Annotated in this window: 14 protein-coding genes; 10 read left to right on the top strand and 4 right to left on the bottom strand. The window is 73.1% G+C overall.

Translation table 11 applies throughout. The features are described from left to right. Positions 1–145 precede the first annotated feature (145 nt). The 3 genes from ACIRPP_RS22965 (at position 146) to ilvD (ending at position 3,667) form a co-directional block, all read left to right on the top strand. Complete coding sequence (locus ACIRPP_RS22965) at positions 146–988, top strand: sugar phosphate isomerase/epimerase family protein (RefSeq protein WP_403645865.1); 843 nt, start codon at positions 146–148, stop codon at positions 986–988. Then, the gene (locus ACIRPP_RS22970; protein WP_164337955.1) at positions 985–1,632 is read left to right on the top strand and encodes a TetR/AcrR family transcriptional regulator; all 648 of its coding nucleotides are present in this window, start codon (positions 985–987) and stop codon (positions 1,630–1,632) included. The genes ACIRPP_RS22965 and ACIRPP_RS22970 overlap by 4 nt, the downstream gene beginning before the upstream one ends. A 181-nt stretch (positions 1,633–1,813) precedes the next feature. After that, complete coding sequence (gene ilvD, locus ACIRPP_RS22975; protein WP_403645868.1) at positions 1,814–3,667, top strand: dihydroxy-acid dehydratase; 1,854 nt, start codon at positions 1,814–1,816, stop codon at positions 3,665–3,667. Between the two features lie 127 nt (positions 3,668–3,794). Here the strand turns inward: ilvD and ACIRPP_RS22980 are convergent, their stop codons facing one another. After that, positions 3,795–5,963 (bottom strand): serine/threonine-protein kinase, encoded by a 2,169-nt coding sequence (locus tag ACIRPP_RS22980; protein ID WP_403645871.1) that lies wholly within the window; start codon positions 5,961–5,963, stop codon positions 3,795–3,797. 182 nt (positions 5,964–6,145) lie between these two features. On the opposite strand from ACIRPP_RS22980, the gene ACIRPP_RS22985 reads away from it, so the two are divergent. Then, the gene (locus ACIRPP_RS22985; protein ID WP_403645874.1) at positions 6,146–6,466 is read left to right on the top strand and encodes an SH3 domain-containing protein; all 321 of its coding nucleotides are present in this window, start codon (positions 6,146–6,148) and stop codon (positions 6,464–6,466) included. A gap of 154 nt (positions 6,467–6,620) precedes the next feature. Here the strand turns inward: ACIRPP_RS22985 and ACIRPP_RS22990 are convergent, their stop codons facing one another. After that, entirely contained in the window at positions 6,621–7,106 is a 486-nt protein-coding gene (locus ACIRPP_RS22990; RefSeq protein WP_403645877.1) for a hypothetical protein, read from the bottom strand. Here ACIRPP_RS22990 and ACIRPP_RS22995 point away from each other — a divergent pair. From ACIRPP_RS22995 to proC, 5 genes are all read left to right on the top strand, one after another. Then, positions 7,093–7,722: a helix-turn-helix transcriptional regulator gene (locus ACIRPP_RS22995; RefSeq protein ID WP_403645879.1), complete on the top strand. Its 630-nt coding sequence runs from the start codon at positions 7,093–7,095 to the stop codon at positions 7,720–7,722. The two genes, ACIRPP_RS22990 and ACIRPP_RS22995, sit on opposite strands and share 14 nt — an antisense overlap. A 121-nt stretch (positions 7,723–7,843) precedes the next feature. Further along, positions 7,844–8,368 carry an EamA/RhaT family transporter gene (locus ACIRPP_RS23000; protein ID WP_403645882.1) on the top strand — a complete coding sequence of 175 codons (525 nt, stop codon included), beginning with the start codon at positions 7,844–7,846 and terminating at the stop codon, positions 8,366–8,368. Between the two features lie 239 nt (positions 8,369–8,607). Further along, the gene (locus ACIRPP_RS23005) at positions 8,608–9,465 is read left to right on the top strand and encodes an ABC transporter ATP-binding protein (protein ID WP_403645884.1); all 858 of its coding nucleotides are present in this window, start codon (positions 8,608–8,610) and stop codon (positions 9,463–9,465) included. Further along, positions 9,462–10,253 (top strand): ABC transporter permease, encoded by a 792-nt coding sequence (locus ACIRPP_RS23010; protein WP_403645887.1) that lies wholly within the window; start codon positions 9,462–9,464, stop codon positions 10,251–10,253. The genes ACIRPP_RS23005 and ACIRPP_RS23010 overlap by 4 nt, the downstream gene beginning before the upstream one ends. Before the next feature lie 127 nt (positions 10,254–10,380). Then, positions 10,381–11,193 carry a pyrroline-5-carboxylate reductase gene (proC, locus tag ACIRPP_RS23015; RefSeq protein WP_164332658.1) on the top strand — a complete coding sequence of 271 codons (813 nt, stop codon included), beginning with the start codon at positions 10,381–10,383 and terminating at the stop codon, positions 11,191–11,193. Between the two features lie 94 nt (positions 11,194–11,287). On the opposite strand, the gene ACIRPP_RS23020 is transcribed toward proC, so the two are convergent. Then, on the bottom strand, positions 11,288–11,872 hold the full coding sequence (locus ACIRPP_RS23020; protein WP_403645890.1) for a cysteine hydrolase family protein: 585 nt from the start codon (positions 11,870–11,872) through the stop codon (positions 11,288–11,290). A 75-nt stretch (positions 11,873–11,947) separates the two neighbouring features. Between ACIRPP_RS23020 and ACIRPP_RS23025 the strand changes: the two genes are divergently transcribed. Further along, positions 11,948–12,952: a GlxA family transcriptional regulator gene (locus ACIRPP_RS23025; RefSeq protein ID WP_403645893.1), complete on the top strand. Its 1,005-nt coding sequence runs from the start codon at positions 11,948–11,950 to the stop codon at positions 12,950–12,952. On the opposite strand, the gene trpS is transcribed toward ACIRPP_RS23025, so the two are convergent. Next, on the bottom strand, positions 12,883–13,917 hold the full coding sequence (gene trpS, locus ACIRPP_RS23030; protein ID WP_403645896.1) for a tryptophan--tRNA ligase: 1,035 nt from the start codon (positions 13,915–13,917) through the stop codon (positions 12,883–12,885). The two genes, ACIRPP_RS23025 and trpS, sit on opposite strands and share 70 nt — an antisense overlap. Positions 13,918–14,505: the final 588 nt, after the last annotated feature.

The following is a 14,505-nucleotide window of genomic DNA, read 5'->3' on the forward strand; positions in this document are numbered from 1 at the left end:
GGCGGAGCGGCGGGGAGCGGGGCGGAGCGGCGGGGAGCGGGGCGCAGCGCCGGGCGCCGTCGCGGCCGCACGTGCCTATGGCAAACACCACAACGGCGAAGGCAGGCCCCCCGCCCGCCCAACCGCACCCCGTACCCTGTCCCTCGTGGCAGATCCAACGGTGCGCGTCCCGGATGCGAAGGTCGCACTGTCGACGGCCTCCGTGTATCCGGAGTCGACGGCGACGGCCTTCGAGATCGCCGCGCGGCTCGGTTACGACGGTGTCGAGGTCATGGTGTGGACCGACCCCGTCAGCCAGGACATAGAGGCCCTGCGCAGGCTCAGCGACTATCACCGCGTGCCCGTCCTGGCCGTGCACGCCCCGTGCCTGCTCATCACGCAGCGGGTGTGGTCGACCGACCCGTGGACCAAGCTCCAGCGGGCCCGGTCCGCCGCCGAGCGGCTCGGTGCCGACACCGTCGTCGTCCATCCCCCGTTCCGCTGGCAGCGGCAGTACGCCCGCGACTTCGTCGAGGGGATCTGGCGCATGGCCGACGAGACGGACGTGCGGTTCGCCGTGGAGAACATGTACCCCTGGCGCTACCGCGACCGCGAGATGCTCGCCTACGCGCCCGACTGGGACGTCACCCGCGACGACTACCGGCACTTCACCATCGACCTCAGCCACGCCTCGACCGCCCGCGCCGACGCGCTCGGCATGCTCGACCGCATGGGCGACCGCCTGGGCCACGTCCACCTGGCCGACGGCCGGGGCTCGGCCAAGGACGAGCACCTCGTGCCCGGCCGCGGCAACCAGCCCTGCGCCGAGGTGCTGGAGCGCCTCGCGCTGACCGGCTTCGACGGCCATGTCGTCATCGAGGTCAACACCCGGCGCGCGATGTCCGGCGCCGAGCGGGAGGCCGACCTGGCGGAGGCGCTCGAGTTCACCCGCCGCCACCTGGCCGCGGCGTCCCCCGCCTCCCCCGCACTGTGGGTGCCGCGGTCATGAACGGTCTCGCCGCTCCCGGCGGCCGAGGGGCGTCCGAGTCGCGCGACGGCACCGTACGGCGTCGCGGCCGGCCCCCGCGCACCGAGTCCGTGGGCACCCGTGACCGGATCCTCCGCGCCGCCCGCGAGGAGTTCTCCGAACGCGGGTACGAGAAGACCTCCGTGCGGGGGATCGCCAAGGCGGCCGGTGTGGACTCCGCGCTCGTCCACCACTACTTCGGCACCAAGGAGCAGGTGTTCGAGGCTGCCGTCGAGGTCGCCTTCGCGCCCGCCCTCATGGCCCGGGACAGCGTGCTCGACGGTCCGCTCGACGAGGTCGGCGAGAAGATGACCCGCATGATCCTCGGCCTGTGGGAGAACCCGGTGACCCGGACCCCGCTGCTCGCGATCGTCCGCTCCGCCGTGAACAACGAGACCGCCGCCGCCGTCTTCCGCCGCCTGGTCTCCACCCAGCTCCTGCGCCGGATCGCGGGCCAGCTGGACCTCCCGGACGCCGAACTGCGCGCCGAGCTGGCCGCCGCGCAGCTGGTGGGCATCGCGATGATCCGTTACGTGATCAAGGTGGAGCCGCTGGCGTCGGCGGACCCCGAGCAGATCGTCCGCCGGGTCGCCCCCGTCGTGCAGGGGCACCTCACCGGCCCCTGACCCGGCCGGACGCGCCCACCGACGCCGCCACGGGCCGGTGCCGGCACGCTGAGACACCGGTCTCGCATATCGGACACCGCGTCCCGAACCCTGGATGACCGGCGTACGCTCGACGGAAGTCAGCATTCTCTGACTCCGGAACCCCCCGGCACCCGAGAAGGTCCTGAAGGAGCGAGCGACGATGCCCGAGCTGAGGTCCCGCACAGTCACCCACGGCCGCAACATGGCGGGCGCCCGCGCCCTCATGCGGGCCTCCGGTGTACCGGGCGCGGACATCGGCCGCAAGCCGATCATCGCCGTCGCCAACAGCTTCACGGAGTTCGTCCCCGGCCACACCCACCTCGCCCCGGTCGGCCGGATCGTCAGCGAGGCGGTCGTCGCGGCCGGCGGCATCCCGCGCGAGTTCAACACCATCGCCGTCGACGACGGCATCGCGATGGGCCACGGCGGCATGCTGTACTCCCTGCCCTCCCGGGACCTGATCGCGGACAGCGTCGAGTACATGGTCGAGGCCCACTGCGCCGACGCCCTGATCTGCATCTCCAACTGCGACAAGATCACCCCGGGCATGCTCAACGCGGCCCTGCGCCTGAACATCCCCACGGTCTTCGTCTCCGGCGGCCCGATGGAGTCCGGCCGGGCCACGCTCGTCGACGGCACGGTCCGCACGCTCGACCTGGTCGACGCGATGTCGGAAGCGGTCAACGACAAGATCTCCGACGCGGACATCCTCCGCATCGAGGAGAACGCCTGCCCCACCTGCGGCTCCTGTTCGGGCATGTTCACCGCCAACTCGATGAACTGCCTGACCGAGGCCATCGGCCTGTCCCTGCCGGGCAACGGCTCGGTCCTCGCCACCCACACCGCCCGCAAGGACTTGTACGTCCGCGCGGCCCGGACGGTCCTGGACCTGACCCGCCGCTACTACGAGCAGGACGACGACTCGGTCCTGCCCCGCAGCATCGCCACCCCCGCGGCCTTCGAGAACGCCATGGCGCTCGACATCGCGATGGGCGGCTCCACCAACACGATCCTGCACCTGCTGGCCGCCGCCCAGGAGGCGGAGGTCGCCTACGGCCTCACCGAGATGGACGCCCTCTCGCGCCGCGTCCCCTGCCTGGCGAAGGTCGCGCCCAACGTCGCGGGGGACCGCACGTACTACATGGAGGACGTGCACCGGGCAGGCGGCATCCCGGCCCTCCTCGGCGAACTGCACCGCGCGGGCCTGCTCAACGAGGACGTCCACTCCGTCCACAGCCCGTCCCTGGCCGACTGGCTGAAGACCTGGGACGTCCGCGCCGGTTCCCCGTCCCCCGAGGCCGTGGAACTCTGGCACGCGGCCCCCGGCTGCAAGCGCTCCGCCGAGGCCTTCTCCCAGTCCGAGCGCTGGGACTCCCTGGACGTGGACGCCGAGGGCGGCTGCATCCGCTCCGTCGAGCACGCCTACTCCAAGGACGGCGGCCTCGCGGTCCTGCGCGGCAACCTCGCCGTGGACGGCTGCGTCGTCAAGACGGCCGGCGTCGACGAGTCCATCTGGACCTTCGAGGGCCCGGCGGTCGTCTGCGAGTCGCAGGAGGAGGCCGTCCAGAAGATCCTCACCCAGCAGGTCGAGGAGGGCGACGTCGTCGTCATCCGCTACGAGGGCCCCAAGGGCGGCCCCGGCATGCAGGAGATGCTCTACCCGACCTCGTACCTCAAGGGCCGCGGCCTCGGGAAGACGTGCGCGCTGATCACCGACGGCCGCTTCTCGGGCGGCACCTCCGGCCTGTCCATCGGCCACGCCTCCCCGGAGGCGGCCTCGGGCGGCACGATCGCCCTGGTCGAGGACGGCGACCGGATCCGCATCGACATCCCCAACCGCTCGATCGAGCTGCTGGTGGACGACACCGAGCTGGCCCGCCGCGAGCAGGCGCTGAACGGCACGTACGCCCCGAAGAACCGCGACCGCAAGGTCTCGGCGGCGCTGAAGGCATACGCGGCGATGGCTACCAGCGCCGACAAGGGCGCGGTCCGCGACGTGAGCAAGCTGGGCTGACCGCCACGGGGCCCGCAGCGGCCCGGCCGGGCGAGCCGACCGCCACGCGGCCCGCCAGGGACCCGGCGAGCGAGCCGACCGCCACGGGGCCGCTTCCGCACACCGCGGGAGCGGCCCTTCGGTCAGGTCACCAGGCGGCCGGGTCGCTCCCCGGCACACCGAACACGGTCCCGTCGGGTGCGCCGGCGTAGACGTGGCCGCCCGCGAGCACCGGCTCGGGCAGCGCGGCGGGGACCCGGTCGGAGTCGTCGCCGAGCCGTGGCCGGGTCTGCCCGAGCAGCTTCCCGGTGCGGGCGTCGACACCCAGCAGCCGCCCGTCGGGCGCCGTCACGTACACATGGCGTCCGTCGGCGGCGGGCCGGGAGCCCCGGCTCACCCCCGTCTCCAGCCGCCACCGCTGTTTCCCCGCCGCCATGTCGACGGCCACCAGGGAACCGCCCCCGCCCATCAGGTACACGGTGTCCCCGTGCACCCCGGCCTCCGCCTGCCCGACCGGCACGGGCAGCGTCACCCGGCGGGTGTCCGCGCTGCCGGGCGTGTAGCGGACCACGCCCGTGGCGTCGCCGTCGACGGCGCCCCCGACGAGCAGGTACACCGACCCCTCCGCCGCCCCCACGGGCGTCAGCGAGCCGGCGAGTTCCGCGTCCCACCGCACGTCACCCGTCGCCGGATCCACCGCGGTGATCCGGGTCCCGCTCCCGTCCGCGGACGGGCTCGTCACGTACGCCGACGGCTCGTCGGCCTCTCCCGCGAACGACGAGAAGTAGGGGACGGCCTGTCCCGGGACGCGGCGTGACCACGCGGTGTCGCCGGTGGCGCCGTCCACGCCCGTGACCGTGCCGTCGGCGTGGGTCAGCAGGAGCATGTCCCCGGCCGCCCGCACCCCCTCGTACGCGGGAACCGCCCGGTGCCACACCCGGCGGCCGGTGGCCGGGTCGAGTGCCTCCAGATCACCGGTGCGGTCGAGGGAGGGGTGGACGAGTCCGCCCGCGACGGCCGGCGGTTCGCTGCGGGGCGTCCTGGCCAGGTCGTGCCGCCACAGGGTGCGGCCGTCGGCCGGGTCCAGGGCGACGACCCGTCCGCGCAGCGCGCACAGCAGCCGCTCCTGCCGGTACGAGCACTGCGGCATGCCGCCGCGCCGGGCGGGCGCCGTCTCCCACTCCCCGAAGCCGGCCGGCGTGCTCTGCGCGGCGGTGGTCCGGCGGGCCGGCTGCGTGTCGTCGCCGGTCAGCTGAGCCGCCGTCAGGCCGCCGAGCACGGTGAGGCAGAGCGCTCCGGCCAGCAGAACCGTCCGCCGGCCGAGGCGCCGCGCCGGCCGCTCCCCGGCGCCGTCCGCCGGTGCCGGCTCCGCAGCCGCAGCCGCTGCCGTTCCCCGCTCCCGCTCTGCCTCAGGGCCGTCCGCCGCGGCCTCCGTCCGCTCCTCGTCCGGTGTGCGGGGCGGCGGGATGAACACCTGGGTGTCGTAGGCCGCGGCCACCGACCGCAGCTCGCGCATGAGTTCGTCCGGCGTGGGCCGGTCGTCGGGCTCCTTGGCGAGGCACCGCAGCACCAGCGGCGCCAGCGACTCCGGTACGCCGGTCAGGTCGGGTTCGTCGTGCACCACCTGGTAGGCGACGACGTACGGGCTGTCGGAGTCGAACGGGCCGCGCCCGGTCGTGGCGTGCACCATGAGCGAGCCGAGCGCGAACACGTCGGCGGCGGGCCCCACTTCCCGGGGCCGCCGGAACTGCTCGGGCGCCATGAACGGCGGAGTGCCGATCAACTTGCCGGTCTCGGTGCGCAGTTCGCTGTCCCGCGGCCGGGAGATGCCGAAGTCGATGACCTTCGGGCCGTCGTCGGCGAGCAGGACGTTGCTCGGCTTCAGGTCCCGGTGCACGACCCCGACCCGGTGGATGTCGCGCAGCGCCTCCGCCATCCCCGCCATCAGCCGACGGGACTGGTCCGGGTCCATCGGGCCGTTCCGCTTCACCTGCTCGGAGAGGGTGGGGCCGGGGATGTACAGGGTGGCCATCCAGGGCCGCCCGGCCTCCGGGTCGGCGTCGACGACCGGTGCCGTGAAGGCCCCGCTCACCTGCCGCGCCGCGGCCACCTCCTGCCGGAACCGCCCTCTGAACTCGGGGTCCATGGCATACCGGGCGTGCACGACCTTCACCGCGACGCGCATGCCGGAGGTGCTCCGGGCCAGATGGACGACACCCATGCCGCCCGAGCCCAGACACGATTCCAGACGGTAGTGACCGGCGTACTCCGGAAGTTCCGCTTCGGCGCCCGCCCCGGTGTTCCGCTGCGACGCCATGGAACCTCCCCCGTGCTGTTCGTCAGCGCGCGACGCTCGGAGCCTAGTCGATGGGATGTGCGGGACCCAGGCGGCGCCGCTGCCTTCCTGTGCGAAGGGAGAACTGGTGTTTCGGAACGGGTTCCCGGGGAATCAACGTGACCCCCACGACAGACGTGGGGTGCAACGGGGGAGGTTTTCTCATGTCGGTCGACCAGACACAGGAGATCGCGGGCGAGGGCGGCAAGGACACCGCGGAGGCCGTCACCACGGCGGCCGCGGCCACCTACCCGGTGGCTCCCGGCTACCGGCTGAACGTCCGCAGCGGCCCCGGCACCGGCTACGCGATCGTGCGGGTGCTGGCCGTGGGCTCCAGGGTCCGCATCACCTGCCAGACGACGGGCACGCGGGTGACGGGCCCGTACGGCACCTCGGCGGTCTGGGACTGCATCGGCAGCGGCCAGTACGTCTCCGACGCGTACATCTACACCGGCAGCGACGGCTACGTGGCCCCGCGCTGCTGACCCCGCCACCGCGGGACGGCCGGCCCGGCCGTCCCGCTTGCCCGGCGGGAGCGGGGCCCGAGACCGGATGCGCCGGGCGGCCTCGCGCCGAGCGGGACCGCGCCCGGCTGCCTCGCGGGCGGGGGCCCGCGCCGGCGCGCGGATCGGCCCCGGTTCACCGGTCGTCGTCAGCGGCCGCCGCCGTCCTGGGCAGCCCGAGCATCACGAGTGCCGCCACGACGTAGAGCACTGCGGAGGCGACGAGGACGATGCCGAACGCGTGCGCGTGGCCGGCCGGTCCCGCCCCGTCGGCCGCCGGACCGGCGACGGAGCGGAAGAAGAACGTGCCCAGCACGGCGATGCCGATGGCGCTGCCGATCTGGTTCACCGTGGAGAGCACGCCTCCCGCGGCGCCCGCGTTGCGTCCGGGGACGCCGGCGAGGACCACGTCGACCAGGATCGGCGCGGCCAGACCGAGCCCGAGGCCGCCGACGAAGAGGGCGAGGGCCAGCTCCCCGTACCCCGGGACGGCGCCGTCCTCGACGACCGCCCACAGCACGGCCTGGGACGCGGCGATGGTGAGGGAGCCGGTGATCAGCAGGGCCCGCCCGGCCTTCCGGGCCAGGGCGACCCCGAGGCCCGAGGTGATGACCGAGCCCACCGCGTTCAGGGTCTCGGCGGCACGCAACTACTGGGAGTTCCCCGCCACGCCGATCGACGCCGAGGTCATCGGCGTCATCGGCGCCGCGATCAGCCGCCGTCACGTCCTGCGCGCGGACCGCACGGGGGAGGGGGAACCGGCGACGCTCACGCTGGAGCCCCACCACCTCGTCGTGTGGGCGGGGCGCTGGTACCTCGTGGCGTTCGAGCCGGAAGCGGACCGGTGGCGCGCGATGCGCGTCGACCGGCTCACCCCGCGCATGCCGACCGGACGGACCTTCGACCGGCGTCCCGTCCCGCACGGAGACCCCGCCACCTTCGTGATGACCACCTACGACCGCGGGGACACACCGGCGGAGTGGCCGTGCCGGGGCTCGGCGCTCCTCGCCCTCCCCGCCTCCCTCGTCGCCCGGTTCGCCCCCGGCGGGTCGACGGTCGAGTACGTCACCGACTCCACCTGCCGCCTCACCCTCGGCGCGTGGTCCTGGGCCGGCCTGGCAGGGCTGCTGCTGACCTTCGACGCGGACCTCACCGAGACCGAGCCGGCCGAGGTCGGGCAGGCGCTGCACGCCCTGCGCGCCCGCATCGACAGAGGGATCGGGCCGGCCGGCTGCTGAGGACAGACCGGGGCGCGGACCGGCACGCGCAGCCCTCGGCCGACGTGGCAGGGCAGGGGCCGACGGCGCCCGTCGGCAGGGGGGCTCCCGGGTGTCGCGGGGGACGCGTCACAATCGACACGTGAGCACAGCAGAGAACGAGACGAACGGCGCCCCGGGCAGCGCCTCCGACTCCCCGGGCACCCCCGCCGGTCCCCAGCCGGAGTCCATCCGCTTCTTCGGCACCACCTGGGTGGGCCACGACAACGGCTACGCGGCCCGCCGCGTCGGCGTCGCCGTCGGCTCCCTCGCCGCGGCGGCCGCCGCCTGCTTCGTGCTGCGCTTCGCCTACGAGGGCCTCGCGATCGCCGACGTCAGCAGCTTCGTCACGCTCCTCATGGTCGTGATGTTCGCCGTGTGCAGCTCGCTCGCCTTCCGCCACACCTGGGACAGCTTCCGCCGCCGCCCGGACCCGGACCGCCAGAACTCCCTGCGCGGCCTCCTGGCCATCGGTTTCGTCGGCTCCCTCCTCGCCTACTTCTTCCGCTCCCTGACCGAGGCGCCCGGCGAGAAGCTCCGCCGCGAGGAGTACGAGACCGCCCGCCAGCAGTACGCGAAGCGCACCGCGCGCCGCTCCGGCAACCCCAAGAAGCGCCGCCGCCCCTGAGCGCGGCAGTACCAGGCACCCCGTTCTTGTTTCGGTGCTCCTGAGCGCGGCAGCATCCGGCACCCTCCCCCTCCGGTGCTGCTTCGTGCCGTGACGGCGCGACCTCGCAGGTCCTGAGCCCGCCCGGCGATCACGCCGTGAGCGGGCCGCTCGGCATGCCCGCCCCGGCGCGCCCCCTCCCCCTTCTCCTTCCTTTCCCGTGCTTGACGCGGCGTGCCCTCGCGCGCATTATTCATCACATGATGAATTACACCTCCGGACCGGCCCACCCGGTCGCCGACCCCGGTGACGGGGGCCACGCCGACGGCACCCCGGCCGTCCGGGCGCAGGGCCTCACCGTCGTCCGGGGCCCCCGCACCGTCCTGCGCGACCTGGCCTTCACCGTCCCGCGCGGGCAGATCACGGGGCTCCTCGGACCCTCCGGGTGCGGCAAGTCGACGCTGATGCGGGCCATCGTCGGCACCCAGGCGAAGGTGGCCGGCACCCTGGACGTCCTCGGCCTCCCCGCCGGACACGCCGCGCTGCGCAGCCGCATCGGCTACGTCACCCAGGCGCCCTCCGTCTACGACGACCTGACGGTCCGCCAGAACCTGGACTACTTCGCCGCGATCCTCGACCCGGGCCGCGCCGCCGCCGACCGCCGCCGGGACAACGTCACCCGCGCGATCGCGGACGTGGACCTCACCGGGCACACCGACGCCCTCGCGGGAAACCTGTCCGGCGGACAGCGCAGCCGCGTCTCCCTGGCCGTCGCCCTCCTCGGCACCCCCGAGCTGCTGGTCCTGGACGAACCGACCGTCGGCCTCGACCCTGTCCTGCGCCGCGACCTCTGGGAGCTGTTCCACGGCATCGCCGCCGAGCGGAACGCGAGCCTGCTGATCTCCTCCCACGTGATGGACGAGGCGGAGCGCTGCCACAGCCTCCTCCTGATGCGCGCCGGCGCACTGCTCACCGGGGACACCGCCCGGCCGGAGGACGCGGCCGTCACCCCCGACGCCCTGCGCTCCCGCACCGGCGCCGAAACCGTCGAGGAGGCCTTCCTGCACCTGGTGGACCGGGCCGCCGCGGCCGACCGCTCGAAGGAGACCACGCGATGACCACGACCACCCGCACCCGCACGGCCCGCCCCTCGACCCCGGCCGGCGCCCTCAACACGGCCCGCACCCTCGCCACCGCCGGCCGGGTCCTGCGCCAGCTGCGCCACGACCCCCGCACCATCGCCCTGCTGCTCGTCGTGCCCTGCCTGATGCTGCTCCTGCTCCGCTACGTCTTCGACGGCAGCCCGCGCACCTTCGACAACATCGGCGCCTCGCTCCTCGGCATCTTCCCGCTGATCACGATGTTCCTGGTCACCTCGATCGCGACCCTGCGCGAGCGGACCTCCGGCACCCTCGAACGCCTCCTCGCCATGCCGCTCGGCAAGGGCGACCTGATCGCCGGCTACGCGCTCGCCTTCGGCGCCCTCGCGGTCGTCCAGTCCGCCCTCGCCACCGGTCTGGCGGTGTGGTTCCTCGGGCTCGACGTCGTCGGCAGCCCCTGGCTGCTGCTCCTGGTGGCGCTCCTCGACGCGCTCCTCGGCACAGCGCTCGGTCTCTTCGTCTCGGCCTTCGCGGCCTCGGAATTCCAGGCGGTGCAGTTCATGCCGGCCGTGATCTTCCCCCAGCTCCTCCTGTGCGGCCTGTTCACCGCACGCGACGCCATGCACCCCGTCCTGGAGGGCCTCTCCGACGTCCTCCCCATGTCCTACGCCGTCGACGGCATGAACGAGGTCCTGCGGCACACCGACATGACTGCCGCCTTCCTGCAGGACATCCTGATCGTCGCCGGTTGCGCCCTGCTGGTCCTGGGCCTCGGCGCGGCCACCCTGCGGCGCCGGACGGCCTGACCCGGGCTCCGTGCGCCCGCCCCGCACCCCGACCGCCGTTCCGCCCACCGGACAGCCGCCCCGTCCTCCCGCCCCCGGGTGGGAGGATGAACCAGGACGACGCACACCCCGGAGGGCACTTCCAGCCATGACCCAGAAAGTCGCAGTCCTCGGCACCGGAAAGATCGGCGAAGCCCTGCTCAGCGGAATGATCCGCGCAGGCTGGGCCCCCGCCGACCTCCTGGTCACGGCCCGCCGCCCGGAACGAGCCGAAGAGCTCCACACCCGCTACGGCGTCACCCCCGTCTCCAACCAGGAAGCCGCCAAGACGGCCGACATCCTGATCCTCACGGTCAAGCCGCAGGACATGGGCGCCCTCCTCGACGAACTCGCCCCGCACGTCCCGGCCGACCGCCTGATCATCAGCGGCGCCGCCGGGATCCCCACCGCCTTCTTCGAGGAGCGCCTCGCCTCGGGAATCCCGGTGGTCCGCGTCATGACGAACACTCCCGCCCTCGTCGACGAGGCCATGTCGGTCATCTCCGCCGGCAGCCACGCCACCGCCGAGCACCTCGCCCACGCCGAGGAGATCTTCGGCGGCGTCGGCAAGACCCTGCGCGTCCCCGAGTCGCAGCAGGACGCCTGCACGGCGCTCTCCGGCTCCGGCCCGGCCTACTTCTTCTACCTGGTCGAGGCCATGACGGACGCCGGCATCCTGCTCGGCCTGCCCCGGGACAAGGCGCATGACCTGATCGTCCAGTCCGCGATCGGAGCGGCGACCATGCTCCGCGACAGCGGCGAGCACCCCGTCCGGCTCCGCGAGAACGTCACCTCCCCGGCGGGCACCACCATCAACGCCATCCGCGAACTCGAGAACCACGGCGTCCGGGCCGCCCTCATCGCCGCCCTGGAAGCCGCCCGCGACCGCAGCCGCGAGCTGGCCTCCGGCAGCAAGGACTGACCGCCGGCCCGCCCCAGCACCGTGCGGGCTCGCGCGCCCGCGCGCCCGCGCGCCCGCGCGCCCGCGCGCCCGCGCGCCCGCAGCCGGTCACGGCTCATTTGACGGCGGTCAGCACCTCCTCCGTCATCACCACCGACGCGAACCCGCCACCGTGCAGCGACACCGCGGACGCCTGCGCCAGCTCGTCCGCGTTGCGCCGCCAGCCGAAGGGCCCCTCCAGGTCGAACGTGTACGTCGCGTCGAAGGCGACCACGACCTCGAACCCGAGGTTCCCGCCCATCCGCGCCGTCGTCTCGACGCACATGTTCGTCTGGATCCCGGCCAGCACCACCTGCTGGATCCCCGCCTCACGGAGCCAGGCCGCCAGGTCCGGACTGCCCAGGAAGGCCGAGTTCACCGTCTTCGTGACCAGGAGCTCCGCCCCGCCTCCCTTCCCACGCCGCCGCTCCACGTACTCCTTGAAACCATTGCCTTCGGACCCGGGACGCAGCGGCGACCCCGGCGACACGGAGTCGTGCCGCACGAACACGACCGGCCGGCCCGCCGACTGCCACGCGTCCAGGAGAGCGGCGATGTTGTCGTCCGCCGACGGATGGTTGCGCGTCCCCCAGAAACCGACCTCCTCGAAGCCCTTCTGCACGTCCACGACCACCAGTGCTGCGTTCCTCGCGATGTCCATGCACCCGATCGTGCCGCCCGACCGCCCCCCTTCCCAGAGGTCCAGAAGTCATCGATCGATGGTTTACTGCCACCCATGGCAGTGCCCTACCGCGTGGCCCTGGTGGCCATCCCCGGTATCCGCGGCTTCGACGTCTCCGTCATCACCGAGGTCTGGGGCGTCGACCGCACCGACCGCGGCGCCCCCGCCTTCGAACTGCGCCGGGTCGCCACGGACACCGACGCCGTCCCCATGCGCGGCGGCCTCACCCTCCTGCCAGACCGCCCCCTGGCCTGGATGGCCGACGCCGATCTGATCGTCGTCCCCGGACTGGACGACCACCTCACCCCCGCACCACCTCCCGTCCTCGACGCCCTGCGTCACGCCCACGCCCGCGGCACCCCCCTCGCCGCCCTGTGCGGAGGCGCCTTCACCCTCGCTCAGGCCGGACTCCTCGACGGCCGCCGCGCCATCACCCACTGGGGCCTCATCGACCTCTTCCGCGCACATCACCCCCACGTCCGCGTCGTCCCCGACGCCCTGTTCATCGAGGACGGCAACCTCTGGACAGCGGCCGGCACCGCCGCCGGCATCGACCTCTGCCTCCACCTGATCCGGCTCGCCCACGGATCCGAGGCCGCCGCCACGATCGCCCGGTCGATGGTCACGGCCCCCTTCCGCACCGGCACCCAGGCGCAGTTCATCGAGCACCCCACGCCCCGCACCGACCGCGACGCCGACACCCTCGCCGCCGTCCGCGAGCACGCCCTGCGCCACCTGCACGAACCGCTCACGGTCGCCGACCTGGCCGCCCACGCCGGCATGTCCCCGCGCACCTTCGCCCGCCGCTTCACCGCGGCCACCGGCACGACCCCGCTGCGCTGGCTCCTCGACCAGCGCATCGCCGCGGCCCAACGCCTCCTGGAACGCACCGACCTCCCCATGCCCGAGGTCGCCCGCCGGTCCGGCTTCGGCAGCGAGGTCACGATGCGCCAGCACTTCGCATCGCGCCTCGCCACCAGCCCCCGGGCCTACCGAGCGGCCTTCAGCACGGGCTCCCCGCTCTCAGCACCCGCCGGCAACAGCCCGATCGCCCGGTAAGCGGCATCCACGGTCGGCCGAGCCATGCCCCGCGCCCGTTCCGCACCATCCCGCAGCACCCCCTCCACATAGCCGGGATCCGCGCACAGCTCCTTGTGCCTGAGCTGCACCGGCCGCAGCATCTCGATCACGGCCTCCGCGGTGTCCCTCTTCAAATCCCCGTACGACTCGTATACACCGCCCAACGCCTCCGGGTTCCCACCCGTGCACGCCGCGAGGATTTCCAGCAGATTCGCCACCCCCGGCCGGGACTCCCTGTCGTACACGACGTCCCGCCCGCTGTCCGTCATCGCCCGCATGACCTTCCGGCGCACCACATCGGGCTCGTCCAGCACATAGACGATCCCCGGCCCGGCATCGTCGCTCTTGCCCATCTTCGACCGCGGATCCTGAAGGTTCATGACCCGTGCCGCCACCTTCGGGTGCGTCGCCCTCGGCACCACGAACGCCTGCCCGTAACGCTGGTTGAACCGCACCGCCAGGTCCCGGGTCAGCTCCACGTGCTGCGTCTGGTCGTCCCCCACCGGCACCTCGTCCGTCCCGTACGCCAGGATGTCCGCCGCCATCAGCACGGGGTACGTCAGCAGCGACAGCCGCACACTCCCGCCCCGGCGCTGCTCCCGCGCCGCCTTCTCCCGGTACTGGATCATCCGGCGCATCTCGCCGTCCGTGGCCACGCACTCCAGCAGGTACGACAGCCGCGCGTGCTCGTCGACGTGGCTCTGCACGAACACCGTGCAGACCTGAGGATCCAGCCCGGACGCCAGCAGCAGCGTCGCCGCCTGCCGGCTCAGCCTGCGCACCCGTGCCGGATCGTGCTCCACGGTCAGCGCGTGCAGATCGACGATGCAGAACAACGCGTCCGCCCGGTGCTGGTCCTCCGCGGCCCACTGCCGCATGGCTCCAAGGTAGTTCCCGAGCGTCAGGTGCCCGGTCGGCTTGACCCCACTGAAGACCCGCTTCATCTCTTCTCTCCGTCTCCTGGCCGGGGCCGCCGACTCCGGCCGGCCGCCCCTCGGAGCTCCGGAGGGAGAAACAAGAACGGCCGCCGAAGCGGCGGCCGTGTGCGCATACGTAAGGACGGCCGCCGTCAGGCGGCCCACCAGAACTGGCGGTACGTACGCGTCGTCATGCACAGGAGGATACGCCCCGGGGGCGGGCCGAGCAGGCGGTTTGACACGCCCAGGACCGATCCGTAGTGTTCTCCGGGTTGCCCGACGTGAGCACCGACTCCGGTCGGTCCCCGGGCGGCTATTCCGCAAGCACCACCACTACTCAGCGGCAGACGTATGTCCGCCCCCAGGTAATGGCTATGCGTGTGCGCGAAATGAGGAATCCACGCTCGAAAGGGCGCAGGACCCCGATTAGCTCGGGAGCCGGGAATCCGCTAAAGTCTCACTCGTCGGAACGGCCCAACGGCCGGGAAGACGGACCCCGCTGACTGGGGGTCAGGTCGAGAAAAAGATCTGATAGAGTCGGAAACACCGAAGGGAAGCGCCCGGAGGAAAGCCCGAGAGGGTGAGTACGAAGGAAGCGTCCGTTCCTTGAGAACT

Source organism: Streptomyces sp. NPDC101219, from assembly GCF_044767675.1.
Lineage (GTDB): Bacteria > Actinomycetota > Actinomycetes > Streptomycetales > Streptomycetaceae > Streptomyces.